Raw genomic sequence first — 14,964 nt, 5'->3', positions numbered from 1 at the left:
GAACGACGTCAACGCCCAGGACATGTATGCCCAGGGTGCGGAGACCAGCCAGGGCAAGGTCTTCACCGTGACCGGCCAGGACTGGGACTCGATCACCGAGGGCCTCGGCGAAGGCGCCGAGGAGCGCATCGTCGTCAACATGGGCCCGCAGCACCCGTCGACCCACGGCGTGCTCCGGCTCATCCTCGAGCTCGAGGGCGAGACGGTCACCGAGGCCCGCTGCGGCATCGGCTACCTGCACACCGGCATCGAGAAGAACATGGAGTTCCGCTCCTGGGTGCAGGGCGTCACCTTCTGCACCCGGATGGACTACCTCTCCCCGTTCTTCAACGAGGCCACCTACTGCCTGGGCGTCGAGCGGCTGCTGGGGATCGAGGACGAGATCCCCGAGAAGGCCCAGGTCATGCGGGTCCTGCTGATGGAGCTCAACCGCATCTCCTCCCACCTGGTGGCCGTGGCCACCGGCGGCATGGAGATCGGCGCGCTCACCGTGATGACCGTCGGCTTCCGTGAGCGCGAGCTGGTGCTGGACCTGTTCGAGACCATCACCGGGCTGCGGATGAACCACGCGTTCATCCGTCCCGGCGGGGTCGCGCAGGACCTGCCCGCCGGCGCCCTGGACGACATCCGGGCGTTCATCGCCCTGATGAAGAAGCGGCTGCCCGAGTACGCCGCGTTCTGCAACGCCAACCCGATCTTCCGGGGCCGGCTGGAGGGCGTGGGTCACCTCGACCTGGCCGGCTGCCTGGCGCTCGGCATCACCGGGCCCCCGGTGCGCGCCACCGGCTACGCCTGGGACCTGCGCAAGACCCAGCCGTACTCCGGCTACGAGGACTACGAGTTCGACGTCCAGACCTGGGACACCGCCGATGCCTACGGCCGGTTCCGGGTGCGGCTCAACGAGATGTGGGAGTCCCTGCGGATCGTCGAGCAGTGCGCCGACCGGCTGGCCAAGCTCGACGGCGCCCCGGTGATGGTGGGCGACAAGAAGATCGCCTGGCCCAGCCAGCTGGCGATCGGCAGCGACGGGATGGGCAACAGCCTCGACCACATCCGCCACATCATGGGCGAGTCGATGGAGGCGCTGATCCACCACTTCAAGCTGGTCACCGAGGGCTTCCGGGTGCCGCCCGGCCAGGCGTTCGTGCCGGTCGAGAGCCCGCGCGGCGAGCTGGCCGCGCACATCGTCTCCGACGGCGGGACCCGCCCGTTCCGCGCGCACTTCCGCGACCCGTCGTTCGTCAACCTGCAGGGCACCAGCGTGATGTCCGAGGGCGGCATGGTCTCGGACGTCATCGTCGCGATCGCCTCGATCGACCCCGTGATGGGAGGAGTGGACCGATGAGCCACACCGAGCCGCGTCTGGACGACCAGACGATGGCGGAGCTGCGTGAGATCGCCGCCCGCTACCCCCAGCCCAGGTCGGGCCTGCTGCCGATGCTGCACCTGGTGCAGTCGGCGCAGGGCCGGATCACCCCCGAGGGGATCGAGGCCTGCGCCGAGGTCCTGGGCATCACCGCGGCCGAGGTCAGCGGGGTCGCGACCTTCTACACGATGTACAAGCGTCGCCCGGTCGGCGACTACCACGTGGGGGTGTGCACCAACACCCTGTGCGCGGTGATGGGCGGCGACCAGATCCTGGAGCGGCTCAAGGAGCACCTCGACGTCGGCAACGACGAGACCGCCCCCAAGCGGCCCGAGGACGAGGCGACGGTCTCGCTGGAGCACATCGAGTGCAACGCGGCGTGCGACTACGCCCCGGTGATGACGGTCAACTGGGAGTTCATGGACAACCAGACCCCGGAGTCCGCGGTGCAGCTGGTCGACGACCTGCGCGCCGGCCGCGAGGTCCGCTCCACCCGCGGGCCGAAGATCTGCACCTGGCGGCAGGCCGAGCGGGTGCTGGCCGGCTTCAACGACGGCCTCGCCGACGAGGGCCCGTCAGCCGGACCCGCCTCCCTGGCCGGCCGCGAGGTCGCGGCCCAGCACGGCTGGAGCGCCCCGCAAGCGAAGGTGGACGACAAGTGAGCGAGCAGATCGACACCCTGACCCCGGTGCTCACCGCCAACTGGGGCGACGAGCGGTCCTGGACCCTGGAGGCCTACGAGGGCCAGGGCGGCTACCGCGCCCTGGACAAGGCGCTCGGGATGGCCCAGGACGAGGTCGTGGCCGCGGTCAAGGACTCCCAGCTGCGGGGCCGAGGCGGCGCGGGCTTCCCGACGGGCATGAAGTGGGGGTTCATCCCCCAGGACAACCCGAACCCGAAGTACCTGGTGGTCAACGCCGACGAGTCCGAGCCGGGCACGTGCAAGGACATCCCGCTGATGATGGCCAGCCCGCACACGCTGATCGAGGGCGTGATCATCAGCGCCTATGCGATCCGGGCCAACCACGCCTTCATCTACGTCCGCGGCGAGGTGCTGCACGTGATCCGCCGGCTCCAGCGGGCCGTGCAGGAGGCCTACCTGGCCGGTCACCTCGGCACCAACATCCACGGCTCGGGCTACGACCTCGAGCTGGTCGTGCACGCCGGCGCCGGCGCGTACATCTGCGGCGAGGAGACCGCACTGCTCGACTCCCTGGAGGGCCGTCGCGGCCAGCCGCGGCTGCGCCCCCCGTTCCCCGCGGTCGCCGGTCTCTACGCCAGCCCCACGGTGATCAACAACGTGGAGTCGATCGCCTCGGTGCCGAGCATCATCGCGAACGGCCCCGCCTGGTTCGCCTCGATGGGCACCGAGCGCTCCAAGGGCTTCGGCATCTTCAGCCTCTCGGGCCACGTCGCCCGTCCGGGTCAGTACGAGGCGCCGCTGGGCATCACCCTGCGCGAGCTGATCGACCTGGCCGGCGGCATGCGGAACGGCAACGCGCTGAAGTTCTGGACCCCGGGCGGCTCCTCGACGCCGCTGCTGACCGCCGAGCACCTCGACGTCCCGCTGGACTTCGAGGGCGTCGGCGCGGCCGGCTCGATGCTCGGCACCCGGGCGCTGCAGATCTTCGACGAGACGGTCTGCGTGGTCCGCGCGACGCTGCGCTGGATCGAGTTCTACAAGCACGAGTCGTGCGGCAAGTGCACGCCCTGCCGCGAGGGCACGTGGTGGCTGGTGCAGGTGCTGGCCCGCCTGGAGAAGGGCGAGGGCACCGAGGCCGACCTCGACCAGCTGCTCGACCAGTGCGACAACATCCTGGGCCGCTCGTTCTGCGCGCTGGCCGACGGCGCGGTGAGCCCGGTGCAGTCCTCGATCCAGTACTTCCGGGACGAGTACCTCGCCCACCTCACCTCCGGTGGGTGCCCCCTCGACCCCGCTGCCTCCACCCTCTTCGCACCCGCAGGAGCGCACGCATGACCCAGGTCACCACCGAGCTGGTCAACCTCACCATCGACGGGATCGCGGTCAGCGTGCCTCCGGGCACGCTCGTGATCCGCGCCGCCGAGCAGGTCGGGATCCAGATCCCGCGGTTCTGCGACCACCCGCTGCTGGCCCCGGCTGGCGCCTGCCGGCAGTGCCTGGTCGAGGTGGCCATGCCCGGCCCCGACGGGTCGATGCGGCAGATGCAGGGGCCGCCCGGCCGGATGAAGCCGCAGGCCTCCTGCACCCTGGTGGTCTCCGAGGGCATGGAGGTCCGGACCCAGCTGACCTCCGAGGCCATCGACAAGGCCCAGCAGGGGGTGATGGAGCAGCTCCTCATCAACCACCCGCTCGACTGCCCGGTCTGCGACAAGGGCGGCGAGTGCCCGCTGCAGAACCAGGCGATGTCCAACGGCCGCGGCGAGTCCCGGTTCTCCGCCCAGGGCGGGATCAAGCGGACCTACCCCAAGCCGATCAACATCTCCGCCCAGGTGCTGCTCGACCGCGAGCGGTGCATCCTGTGCGCCCGCTGCACGCGCTTCTCCAACGAGATCGCCGGCGACCCGTTCATCGCGCTGATCGAGCGTGGCGCGCTGCAGCAGGTCGGCATCTACGAGCGTGAGCCGTTCCAGAGCTACTTCGCCGGGAACACCATCCAGATCTGCCCGGTGGGCGCGCTGACCAGCGCCGACTACCGGTTCCGCTCCCGTCCCTTCGACCTGGTCTCGGTGCCGGGCGTCGCCGAGCACGACGCGTGCGGCTCCGCCATCCGCATCGACCACCGGCGCGGCCGCGTGGTGCGCCGGCTCTCGGGCAACGACCCCGAGGTCAACGAGGAGTGGATCACCGACAAGGACCGCTTCGGCTTCCACTACGCCCGGCAGGACGACCGGCTCACCTACCCCCAGGTGCGCGACGAGGAGACCGGCGAGCTGCGCCCCGCCTCGTGGCCCGAGGCGTTCACCGTCGCCGCCCGCGGGCTGGCTGCGGCCGGCGGCTCGGCGGTGCTCACCGGTGGTCGGCTGACCGCGGAGGACGCCTACGCCTACGCGAAGTTCGCCCGGGTCTCCCTCGGCACGCACGACATTGACTTCCGCGCCCGTCCGCACTCGACCGAGGAGGCCGACTTCCTGGCCTCCGAGGTGGTGCTGACCAGCCACGAGGACGGTGGCGTGACGTACGCCGACTTCGACAAGGCCTCGGTCGTCGTGCTGGCCGGGCTGGAGCCCGAGGACGAGGCCGGCACGATCTTCCTGCGGCTGCGCAAGGCGGTCCGCAAGGCCGGCACCCGCGTGGTCTCGGTCGCCCCGTTCACCTCCCGCGGACTGGCCAAGCTCGACGGCCACCTGGTCCGCACCGCCCCCGGCGAGGAGGCGCAGGCCCTGCGCGCCCTGGCCGACGACGGCCAGGTCGCCCTCGACGGCGGCGGCGTGATCCTGGTGGGGGAGCGGCTCGCCGCGACCCCCGGGGCGCTCACCGCCGCGGTCGAGCTCTCCCGGATCACCGGGGCCCGGCTGGCCTGGGTCCCGAGGCGTGCGGGTGACCGCGGTGCGGTCGAGGCCGGCTGCCTGCCCACCCTGCTGCCCGGCGGCCGCCCGGTCGCCGACGCCGGCGCCCGGGTCGACGTGGCCACGGCCTGGGGGATCGACTCCCTGCCCGCCGAGATCGGCCGCGACGGCGACGGGATCCTCGCGGCGCTGGCCGCCGGGGAGCTCGGCGGCCTCGTGGTCGGCGGCGTGGACCCCGACGACACGGCCGACCCGGCGCTGTTCCGCGAGGCGCTGGCCGCCGCCCGGTTCGTCGTCCAGCTCGAGCTGCGCGCCACCGACGTCACCGAGCACGCGGACGTGGTCTTCCCGGTCGCGCCGGTCACCGACAAGGCCGGCACCTTCGTCACCTGGGACGGCCGCCCGCGCAGCTTCGACCGGGTCTTCGTCAACCCCGGCTCCCTGCCGGACCTGCGGGTCCTGGCCGGGATCGCCGAGGAGCTCGACGCCCCGCTCGGCTTCCGCACGGTCGAGGAGGTGCGCAGCGAGATGTCGACGCTGGGCCCCTGGGACGGTCCGCGCCCCGTGCTCGGCCCGGCCCCGGTCGACGCGCCGGCCGAGCCGGTGGCGGGCGAGCTGCGCCTGGCCACCTGGAAGCAGCTGGTCGACCTGGGCTCGATGCAGGACGGCGAGGTGCACTACCGCGCCGCCGGCCGTCGGCCCGTGGCCCGCCTCTCGGCGGCCGACCTCGACCGGATCCTCGGGACGGCCGACCCGGCCGCCGCCGAGGTGCTGGTCACCGGCGACCGCGGCAGCGTCACGCTGCCGGTCGCGGTGGCCGACCTGCCCGAGGGCGTCGTCTGGCTGCCCGCCCGCTCGCTCGGGCGTGGTGTGCTGGCCGACGTCGCCTCGCCCGGCAGCCGCGTCACCGTGAAGGGAGCAGACAGGTGAGTGCCACGACGACTGCGCTGAGCATGCTGGTCACCGCGCAGGACCAGGTCTCGGGCGGGCAGGGCGGGGGGCTGGACGCCTTTGGCCAGGACCCCTGGTGGCTGGTGCTGGTCAAGGCCGTGCTGGTCTTCCTGATCCTGGTGCTGCTGACCCTGTTCAACATCTGGTTCGAGCGCCGCGTCGTCGGCCGGATGCAGCACCGGATCGGCCCGAACGTCAACGGTCCCTTCGGCCTGCTGCAGTCGCTCGCCGACGGCACCAAGCTGATGTTCAAGGAAGACATCTTCCCCAAGGCCGCGGACAAGGTCGTCTACTTCGCGGCGCCGTTCATCGCGGTGATCCCGGCCTTCGTCACCTGGTCGGTCATCCCGCTGGGCCCGGAGGTGAAGGTCCCCTTCACCGACATCACCACGCCGCTGCAGCTGACCGACATGCCGGTCGCGGTGCTCTTCCTGCTGGGCATCGCCTCGATCGGCATCTACGGCATCGTGCTGGCCGGCTGGTCCTCGGGCTCGACGTACTCGCTGCTGGGCGGCCTGCGCTCGAGCGCGCAGATGATCTCCTACGAGATCGCCATGGGCCTGGCCCTGGTCGCGGTCTTCATCTACGCCGGCTCCATGTCGACCTCGGAGATCGTCGACGCCCAGATCGGCGGCCACGTCGACGTGTTCGGCGTGGACGTGCCGGTGCCCGGCTGGTTCGGCCTGATCCTGCTGCCGTCGTTCGTGATCTACGTGATCTCGATGGTCGGCGAGACCAACCGCGCCCCGTTCGACCTCCCCGAGGCCGAGGGCGAGCTGGTCGGCGGCTTCCACACCGAGTACTCGGCGATGAAGTTCGCGATGTTCTTCCTGGCCGAGTACATCAACATGGCCACCGTCTCGGCGATCGCCACCACCCTGTTCCTCGGCGGCTGGCGTGCTCCGTTCCCGTTCTCGATGTGGGACGGCGCCAACGAGGGCTACTGGCCGGTGCTCTGGTTCTTCGGGAAGATGTTCCTGTTCATCTTCCTGTTCATCTGGCTGCGCGGCACGCTGCCGCGACTGCGCTACGACCAGTTCATGGCGCTCGGCTGGAAGTGGCTGATCCCGATCTCCCTGGCCTGGATCCTCGGCGTCGCCGCGATCCGCCTGGCCTCGGGTCCCGACGGCATCGACCGCAACTACCTGTTCATCGGCTTCGCCCTGGCCCTGGTGCTCCTGGCCGGCGCGTTCCTGCTGCCCAGCAGGAGCGAGCTGGAGGAGGACGAGGGGCAGGCTGCGGACCAGGACGCCTTCACCGGCGGCTTCCCGGTCCCGCCGATGCCCGCCGGCGGTGCCGTGCGCGGTGCCGCGGCGCCGCTGACCTTCCCGAATCGTACGACCGACCACGCTGGTGAGGAGAGCTGATGGCTACCAGGAAGTCGGGGTCCGACGAGGGCTCCAAGAGCCTGAAGGAGCAGCTGTGGGACCCGGTCGCCGGGTTCGGCGTCACCTTCCGGACGATGTTCCGCAAGGTCGTCACCGAGCAGTACCCCTTCGACAAGCAGCCGACCGCCCCGCGGTTCCACGGCCGGCACCAGCTCAACCGCTGGCCCGACGGCCTCGAGAAGTGCGTGGGCTGCGAGCTGTGCGCCTGGGCCTGCCCGGCTGACGCGATCTACGTCGAGGGCGCGTCCAACAGCGACGGCCCCGACGGCGAGCGGTACAGCCCGGGGGAGCGGTACGGCCGCGTCTACCAGATCAACTACCTGCGCTGCATCCTGTGCGGGCTGTGCATCGAGGCGTGCCCGACCCGGGCGCTGACCATGACCAACGAGTACGAGCTCGCCGACACCACCCGGGAGTCGCTGATCTACGAGAAGAGCGACCTGCTCGCCCCGCTGCTGCCGGGCATGGAGCAGCCGCCGCACCCGATGCAGCTCGGCGACGACGAGGGCGACTACTACCGGGGCACCTTCGGAGCGACGGGAGCGGAGAAGTGACCGGCTTCTGGGTCCTGGCACCGGTCATGGTGCTGGCGGCACTGGGCATCCTGTTCGTGCGCAAGGCCGTGCACGCGGCCCTGCTGCTCGCCGTGGTGATGATGTCCCTCGCGGTGCTCTACCTCGGCCTCGAGGCGCCGTTCCTGTTCGCGGTCCAGATCATCGTCTACACCGGCGCCATCCTGATGCTCTTCCTCTTCGTGGTGATGCTGGTCGGCGTCGACGCCAGCGACTCGGTGGTGGAGACGATCAAGGGCCAGCGTCTGGTCGCGACGATCTTCGGCCTGCTGCTGGGCGTCGTCCTGGTGCTGGCGATCAGCCAGATCTCGCTGGGCGCGGCAACCGGCCTGGACGCGGCCAACGCCGACGGCAACGTCGAGGGGATCGCGGACCTGCTCTTCAGCCGCTACGTCTTCGCCTTCGAGGCGGTCGCCGCCCTGCTGATCACCGCCGCCCTCGGCGCGATGGTGCTGGCCCACCGCGAGCGCCTCACGCCCAAGCTCGGCCAGGCCGACCTCGCGGCGCAGCGGATGCGCGACTACGCCGAGACCGGCAAGCACCCAGGGCCGCTCCCGGCGCCGGGCGTCTACGCCCGCCACAACGCGGTCGACACCCCCGGCCTGCTGCCTGACGGCACTCCGTCCGACCTCTCGGTCTCGCGGGTCATGCAGGCCCGGGGCGTGGTCCGCTCCGCGCCGGCGATGGCCGACGACATCGACGAGATCACCCGCCAGCTGGGCACCGCGCCGGGCCGGGCGCCCGGTCAGGCGCCCGAGACCGGTGGCAAGGACTCCGGCGTGGCCCACACCGAGGAGGACCGGGCATGAGCCTCACCCCCTACATCGCCCTGTCGGCGATCCTCTTCACCATCGGCGCGGTCGGCGTGCTGACCCGGCGCAACGCCCTGGTGGTCTTCATGTGCGTCGAGCTGATGCTCAACGCGTGCAACCTGGCCCTGGTGGCGTTCGCCCGCCAGCACGGCAACCTCGACGGACAGATCGCCGCCTTCTTCGTGATGGTGGTGGCTGCTGCCGAGGTCGTGATCGGCCTGGCGATCATCATGACCATCTTCCGGACCCGTCGCTCGGCCTCGGTCGACGACGCGAGCCTGCTGAAGTACTGACGAGGTCCCTGACATGCAAATCTCCCTTGCCGACGCCGTTGTGCCGGTCGTCGACCCCGGTGCCGCCGATGGCGTGTTCACCCTGCTCTGGCTGATCATCGCGTTGCCGCTGGCCGGCTCCGTGGTGCTGCTGCTGGGCGGCGCGCTGGCCCGTGGCGCCATGGACCGGTGGGGCCACTGGCTCGGCACCGCGACGGTGGCCGGCTCGTTCGGCCTCAGCGTGGCGGCCTTCGTCGCCCTGCTCGGCCGCGACGACGCCGACCGCCAGGTCGCCCAGTCCCTCTACACCTGGTTCGAGGTGGGCCGCCTCGAGGTCGGGATGGACCTGCTCTACGACCCGCTGACGGCGCTCTTCCTGCTGCTGATCACCGGCGTGGGCACGCTCATCCACGTCTACTCGATCGGCTACATGGAGCACGACCCGCGCCGTCGCCGGTTCTTCGGGTACCTCAACCTCTTCGTGGCCGCGATGCTCGTCCTGGTCATGTCGGCCAACTTCCTGGGCGTCTTCCTCGGCTGGGAGGGCGTGGGTCTCGCGTCCTACCTGCTGATCGGCTTCTGGCAGCACAAGCCGTCCGCGGCGGCCGCGGCCAAGAAGGCGTTCGTGATCAACCGGGTCGGTGACATCGGCCTGTCGCTGGCGATCGCGCTGATGTTCGCCACCTTCGCCACCACCGACTTCGCCTCGATCAGCTTCCAGGTCGCGGAGGGGGAGTGGTCCCAGGGCACGCTCAACGCGATCGGCCTGCTGCTCCTGCTCGGCGCCTGCGGAAAGTCCGCGCAGGTCCCGCTGCAGGCCTGGCTGCTGGACGCGATGGAGGGCCCGACCCCGGTCTCCGCGCTGATCCACGCCGCGACCATGGTCACCGCCGGCGTCTACCTGGTGGTGCGCGCCAACTTCATCTTCGAGAACGCTCCGGTGGCCCAGACCGTGACGGTGATCGTCGCGACGGTCACGCTCCTGTGGGGTGCGGTCCTCGGCTGCGCCAAGGACGACATCAAGAAGGCCCTGGCCGGCTCCACGATGAGCCAGATCGGCTACATGATGCTGGCCGCCGGCCTCGGCGTGGCGGGCTACGCGTTCGCGATCTTCCACCTGCTCACCCACGGCTTCTTCAAGGCCAACATGTTCCTGGGCGCCGGCTCGGTGATGCACGGGATGAACGACGACGTGGACATGCGCCACTACGGCGGCCTGCGCAAGCTGATGCCGGTCACCTTCCTCACCTTCGCGATGGGCTACCTGGCGATCATCGGGTTCCCGCTCTTCTCCGGCTTCTGGTCGAAGGACAAGATCATCGAGACCGCGCTGTCGGAGAACCTGCTGGTCGGGCTCTGCGCGCTCCTCGGTGCGGGCGTCACCGGCTTCTACATGACCCGGCTGATGCTGATGACCTTCTTCGGCGAGAAGCGCTGGGCGCCGGACGTGCACCCGCACGAGTCGCCCAAGGTGATGACGGTGCCGTTGATCGTGCTGGCCGCGCTCTCGGTGCTCGGTGGTGTGCTGCTGCTGGGCGACTGGATCGTCGACTTCCTGGCGCCGGTGACCGGCGTCGCGGAGCACCACGAGCTCGCGGTGCCGCCGATCGTGATCAGCGTCGTCGTCACCCTGGTGGTGGCGCTCGGCGTGGCCGCCGCCTGGTACCTGGTGGGTCGCAAGGAGGTGCCGCGCACCGCTCCCGCCCAGGTCTCCTGGGCCACCCGGGCCGCGCGTGCCGACCTGTACGGCGACCAGATCAACGACGCGCTGGTGATCCGTCCCGGAGCCCGGCTGACCCGTGACCTCACGGTCATCGACCGGGTCGGCGTGGACGGTACCGTCGAGGGCGGCGCCGCCGCCCTCGGAGGCCTGTCCACCGTGGCCCGACGCCTCCAGAACGGCTTCGTCCGCTCCTACGCCCTTTCCGTTGTCGGCGGCGTGCTGCTCGTCGTCCTGGCCCTGCTGGCGGTGAACCTCGCATGAGCGAACTTCCCTGGTTGACCATCCTGATCCTCGTCCCGCTCGTCGGGGCGCTGGTGACGGCGTTCCTCCCCAGCGGGCCCGGTGAGCCGCTGGCCAAGCAGGTGGGCCTCGGGTTCTCCGTGGCCACCCTGGTGCCCGCAGGGGTGCTGCTCGGGGGCTTCGACCTCGACGGCGGCTTCCAGTTCACCGAGCAGCACGAGTGGATCAGCCTGCTCGGCGCCCACTACGCGCTCGGGCTCGACGGCCTCGGCCTGGTCATGGTGCTGCTCACCGTGGTCCTGGTGCCGCTGGTGATGCTGGCCTCCTGGCGCGACAGCGACGAGGGCTCGACCCGCGCGTTCTTCGGCTGGGTGCTGGCGCTGGAGGCGCTCTCGCTGGCGGTCTTCACCGCCACCGACGTCTTCCTCTTCTACGTCGTCTTCGAGGCGACGCTGATCCCGGCGTACTTCCTGATCGCCGGCTTCGGCCGCGCCGGGCGCTCCCGGGCGGCGACGAAGTTCCTGATCTACCAGCTCGCCGGCGGCCTGGTCATGCTCGCCTCGGTGATCGGCCTGTACGTCGTCTCCGCCGACGCCGGCTCGCCGTCGTACCTGATCGGCGACCTGGCCGCGCTGGACATCGACGAGACCACGCAGCGCTGGCTGTTCGTCGGCTTCTTCATCGCCTTCGCGATCAAGGCGCCGCTGTTCCCGGTGCACACCTGGCTGGCCGACACCACCGAGAAGGCGACCACCGGCACCTCGGTGCTGCTGGTCTGCGTCCTGGACAAGATCGGCACCTTCGGCATGCTGCGGTTCTGCCTCGGCCTGCTGCCCGACGCCTCCCAGTGGGCCACCCCGGTGGTGGTCGTGCTGGCGCTGATCTCGATCGTCTACGGCGCGCTGGTCGCGATCGGCCAGGACGACGTCCTGCGGCTGATCGGTCTGACCTCGCTGTCGCACTTCGGCCTGATCGTGCTCGGCATCTTCGTCTTCTCCAGCCAGGGCGCGTCCGGCGCGATCCTCTACATGGTCAACCACGGTCTGGCGACCGCGGCGCTCTTCCTGGTCGCCGGCTTCATGATCCGGCGCAGCGGCACGCCGCTGATCAGCCAGATGGGCGGCCTGGAGAAGGTGGCGCCGGTGCTGGCCGGGACCTTCCTGGTCGCCGGTCTCGCCTCGCTGGGCCTGCCGGGGCTCTCCCCGTTCGTCTCCGAGATGCTGGTCATCATCGCGGCGTTCGGCTACGCCTGGTGGGCCGGGGCGGTCGCGGTCACCGCGATCGTGCTGGCCGCGATCTACATCCTCTGGACCTACCAGCGCACCATGACCGGCCCGGTCCGGCCGGAGTTCTCCGGCGTCAAGGACCTGGACGTCCGGGAGGTCGGCACCGTGGCCCCGCTGCTGCTGGCGCTGGTCCTCTTCGGGTTCGCCCCGATGCCGCTGCTCGACGTCATCAACCCCAACGTCGAGGACACCCTGACCTACGTCGGAGTGACCGACGACCCGCCCACCGTGGGAGCCATCAGTGACTGAGTTCGTCAAGCCGTCCCTCGACTACTTCCAGCTGACACCGCTGCTGGTCGTCTTCGGCGTGGCCTGCGTCGGAGTGATCGTCGAGGCCTTCGTGCCCCGTGCCTACCGCTACGTCACCCAGGCCAGCCTCACGCTGGGTGGTCTGGTGGCCGCGCTCGCGTGCACCGTGATGATCGCCGTCGACTACGCCGGCGCCGACGAGGCGAGCGGCCTGGTGCACGGGGACGGCGCCGCGTACGGCGTGCTCGCCGCGATGGGCACCGTGGCCGTCGACGGCCCCTCGCTCTTCATCTGGGGCCTGATCCTGGTCCTGGCCATCCTGGGCACGCTGCTCTTCGCCGAGCGGCGCCTCGACGGCGGGGTCTCCGCGTTCTCCGGCCAGGCGGCCGCGCTGCCCGGCACCGAGGCGGAGCGCCAGGCCTCGACCCGCGGCCTGGAGCACACCGAGATCTACCCGCTGCTGCTCTTCGCGGTCTCCGGCATGCTGCTCTTCCCGGCGGCCAACGACCTGCTGACGATGTTCGTCGCCCTGGAGATCCTCTCGCTGCCGCTCTACGTGCTCTGCGGCCTGGCGCGTCGGCGCCGGCTGCTGAGCCAGGAGGCGGCGATGAAGTACTTCCTCCTCGGCGCCTTCTCCTCGGCGTTCTTCCTCTACGGCGCCGCGCTGGCCTACGGGTACGCCGGCTCCATGGAGCTGGCCGCGATCAACGAGGCGCTCGCCGGCAGCACGGGCAACCAGGCGATGCTGCTGGTGGCCATCGGCCTGCTCGGCGTGGGGCTCTTCTTCAAGGTCGGTGCCGCGCCCTTCCAGGCCTGGACCCCCGACGTCTACCAGGGCGCCCCGACCCCGCTGACCGCCTTCATGGCGGCGGCCACCAAGGTGGCGGCGTTCGGCGCCGTGCTGCGGCTCTTCTACGTCGGCCTGGGCCCGGACCGCTGGTCCTGGGCGCCGATGCTGTGGGTCGTCGCCGTGCTGTCGATGGTGGTGGGCACCGTGATGGCGCTGACCCAGACCGACATCAAGCGCATCCTGGCCTACTCCTCGATCGCCCACACCGGGTTCATCCTCACCGGCGTGCTCGGTCTGCAGGGTGCCGGAGCCATCTCCGAGGGCGAGATCACCTCGCTCCAGGCGGTCCTCTTCTACCTGGCGACCTACGGCCTGATGACGCTGGGCGCCTTCGCGGTGGTCAGCCTGGTCCGCGACGCCGGTGGCGAGACCACCCACCTGAGCCGGTGGACCGGCCTGGGCAAGGAGGCCCCGCTGGTGGCGGGCATCTTCGCCTTCTTCCTGCTCGCGATGGCCGGCATCCCGCTCACCTCGGGCTTCATCGGCAAGTGGGCGGTCTTCTCGGTGGCGCTGGCTGCCGGCGCCTGGCCGGTGGTGATCGCCGCGGTGCTGACCAGCGCCGTCGCCGTCTACCTCTACGTCCGGGTGATCGTGCTGATGTACTTCCGCGCTCCCGTGGGCGAGGGTCCGTCGGTCGTCACGCCGTCCGTGCTGACCGCTGCGGCGATCGCCGTGGGTGCCTCCGCGACGCTCGTGCTGGGCATCGTGCCGGGGCCCCTGCTGGACCTCGTGGCCAGTGCGGGACAATTCATCAGGTGACCACCGACGCCACTCCCGGACTGGCACTGCCAGTCGTCGACGCCGAGCTCGCTGACCGACTCCGTGACCGCCTCGCGGTCGTCGAGGAGGCGCTCGCCGAGCACGTACGGGGCAGCGCCGACTTCATCACCGAGGCCGCCGGGCACCTGATGTCCGCCGGGGGCAAGCGGTTCCGGCCGCTGCTGGTGCTGCTGGCCGCCGAGACGGGGCCGCACGCGGACTCCGAGCAGGTCCGCACGGCTGCCTGCGTGGTCGAGCTGACCCACCTGGCCTCGCTGTACCACGACGACGTGATGGACGAGGCGGCGTTGCGCCGCGGCGCAGACTCGGCGAACGCCCGGTGGGACAACCACGTGGCCATCCTGACCGGCGACTTCCTGTTCTCCCGCTCCTCGGAGCTGACCGCCGACCTGGGCCCGGACGCCGTCCGGATCCAGGCCCGGACCTTCTCCCGGCTGGTCCAGGGGCAGGTGCTGGAGACGGTGAAGCCCGCCCCGGGGCAGGACCCGTTGGAGCACTACCTCGACGTGGTCGCGGGCAAGACCGGCTCGCTGATCGCCACCTCCGCGCGCTACGGCGCGATGTTCGGCGGTGCGCCCGCCGAGGTGGTCGAGGCGCTCACGGCGTACGGCGAGCTCGTGGGCTCGGCCTTCCAGCTCTCCGACGACATCCTGGACATCGCCTCGGAGTCCGTCGAATCGGGCAAGACCCCCGGCACGGACCTGCGCGAGGGCGTGCCCACGCTGCCGGTCCTGCTGGCGCTGCGCTCCGCGGACCCGGCCGACGCCCGGTTGCACGAGCTGCTGGGCCAGGACCTGAGCGACGACGCGGCGCACGCCGAGACGCTCGCCCTGCTGCGCGCGCACCCGGCGATGGACCAGGCGCGGGCCTACGTGAAGAACCAGGCCCAGGACGCGAAGCAGCTGCTGGTCGCCCTGCCCGAGGGTCCGGTGCGCGACGCGCTCGAGGCGTTCGCGGACGTCGTGGCGGTCCGCTCGGCCTGAGCG

General features: G+C 70.9%; 12 protein-coding genes. All 12 read left to right on the top strand.

Translation table 11 applies throughout. The annotated features are described in order from the left end of the window. Positions 1–22: 22 nt before the first annotated feature. Genes H8838_RS16920 through H8838_RS16865 form a run of 12 tightly spaced genes read left to right on the top strand, consistent with a single transcriptional unit; the run spans position 23 to position 14,961 of the window. Positions 23–1,345: an NADH-quinone oxidoreductase subunit D gene (locus H8838_RS16920; protein WP_181312092.1), complete on the top strand. Its 1,323-nt coding sequence runs from the start codon at positions 23–25 to the stop codon at positions 1,343–1,345. Next, the gene (gene nuoE / locus H8838_RS16915) at positions 1,342–2,028 is read left to right on the top strand and encodes an NADH-quinone oxidoreductase subunit NuoE (protein ID WP_181311822.1); all 687 of its coding nucleotides are present in this window, start codon (positions 1,342–1,344) and stop codon (positions 2,026–2,028) included. The genes H8838_RS16920 and nuoE overlap by 4 nt, the downstream gene beginning before the upstream one ends. Next, entirely contained in the window at positions 2,025–3,344 is a 1,320-nt protein-coding gene (gene nuoF / locus H8838_RS16910; RefSeq protein ID WP_224766211.1) for an NADH-quinone oxidoreductase subunit NuoF, read from the top strand. Before nuoE ends, nuoF begins: the two co-directional genes overlap by 4 nt. Beyond that, complete coding sequence (locus tag H8838_RS16905; protein WP_185994537.1) at positions 3,341–5,785, top strand: NADH-quinone oxidoreductase subunit G; 2,445 nt, start codon at positions 3,341–3,343, stop codon at positions 5,783–5,785. Before nuoF ends, H8838_RS16905 begins: the two co-directional genes overlap by 4 nt. Positions 5,786–5,808: 23 nt before the next feature. Continuing rightward, positions 5,809–7,173, top strand: a complete 1,365-nt coding sequence (gene nuoH / locus H8838_RS16900) for an NADH-quinone oxidoreductase subunit NuoH (RefSeq protein WP_181312090.1) — start codon at positions 5,809–5,811, stop codon at positions 7,171–7,173. After that, positions 7,173–7,748, top strand: coding sequence for an NADH-quinone oxidoreductase subunit NuoI (nuoI, locus tag H8838_RS16895; RefSeq protein WP_181311820.1), 576 nt, complete (start codon positions 7,173–7,175; stop codon positions 7,746–7,748). Before nuoH ends, nuoI begins: the two co-directional genes overlap by 1 nt. Beyond that, positions 7,745–8,575: an NADH-quinone oxidoreductase subunit J gene (locus tag H8838_RS16890; protein WP_181311819.1), complete on the top strand. Its 831-nt coding sequence runs from the start codon at positions 7,745–7,747 to the stop codon at positions 8,573–8,575. The genes nuoI and H8838_RS16890 overlap by 4 nt, the downstream gene beginning before the upstream one ends. Further along, positions 8,572–8,871, top strand: coding sequence for an NADH-quinone oxidoreductase subunit NuoK (nuoK, locus tag H8838_RS16885; RefSeq protein ID WP_181311818.1), 300 nt, complete (start codon positions 8,572–8,574; stop codon positions 8,869–8,871). Before H8838_RS16890 ends, nuoK begins: the two co-directional genes overlap by 4 nt. 13 nt (positions 8,872–8,884) lie before the next feature. Further along, positions 8,885–10,834, top strand: a complete 1,950-nt coding sequence (nuoL, locus tag H8838_RS16880; protein ID WP_185994538.1) for an NADH-quinone oxidoreductase subunit L — start codon at positions 8,885–8,887, stop codon at positions 10,832–10,834. Then, the gene (locus H8838_RS16875; RefSeq protein WP_181311816.1) at positions 10,831–12,348 is read left to right on the top strand and encodes an NADH-quinone oxidoreductase subunit M; all 1,518 of its coding nucleotides are present in this window, start codon (positions 10,831–10,833) and stop codon (positions 12,346–12,348) included. Before nuoL ends, H8838_RS16875 begins: the two co-directional genes overlap by 4 nt. Next, positions 12,341–13,957, top strand: a complete 1,617-nt coding sequence (nuoN, locus tag H8838_RS16870) for an NADH-quinone oxidoreductase subunit NuoN (RefSeq protein WP_181311815.1) — start codon at positions 12,341–12,343, stop codon at positions 13,955–13,957. Before H8838_RS16875 ends, nuoN begins: the two co-directional genes overlap by 8 nt. After that, entirely contained in the window at positions 13,954–14,961 is a 1,008-nt protein-coding gene (locus H8838_RS16865; protein ID WP_181311814.1) for a polyprenyl synthetase family protein, read from the top strand. The genes nuoN and H8838_RS16865 overlap by 4 nt, the downstream gene beginning before the upstream one ends. The last annotated feature ends 3 nt before the right edge of the window (positions 14,962–14,964 follow it).

Origin of the sequence: Nocardioides campestrisoli, assembly GCF_013624435.2 — a bacterium.
GTDB classification, from domain to species: domain Bacteria; phylum Actinomycetota; class Actinomycetes; order Propionibacteriales; family Nocardioidaceae; genus Nocardioides; species Nocardioides campestrisoli.
This window is presented reverse-complemented; position numbering and strand designations above follow the sequence as displayed.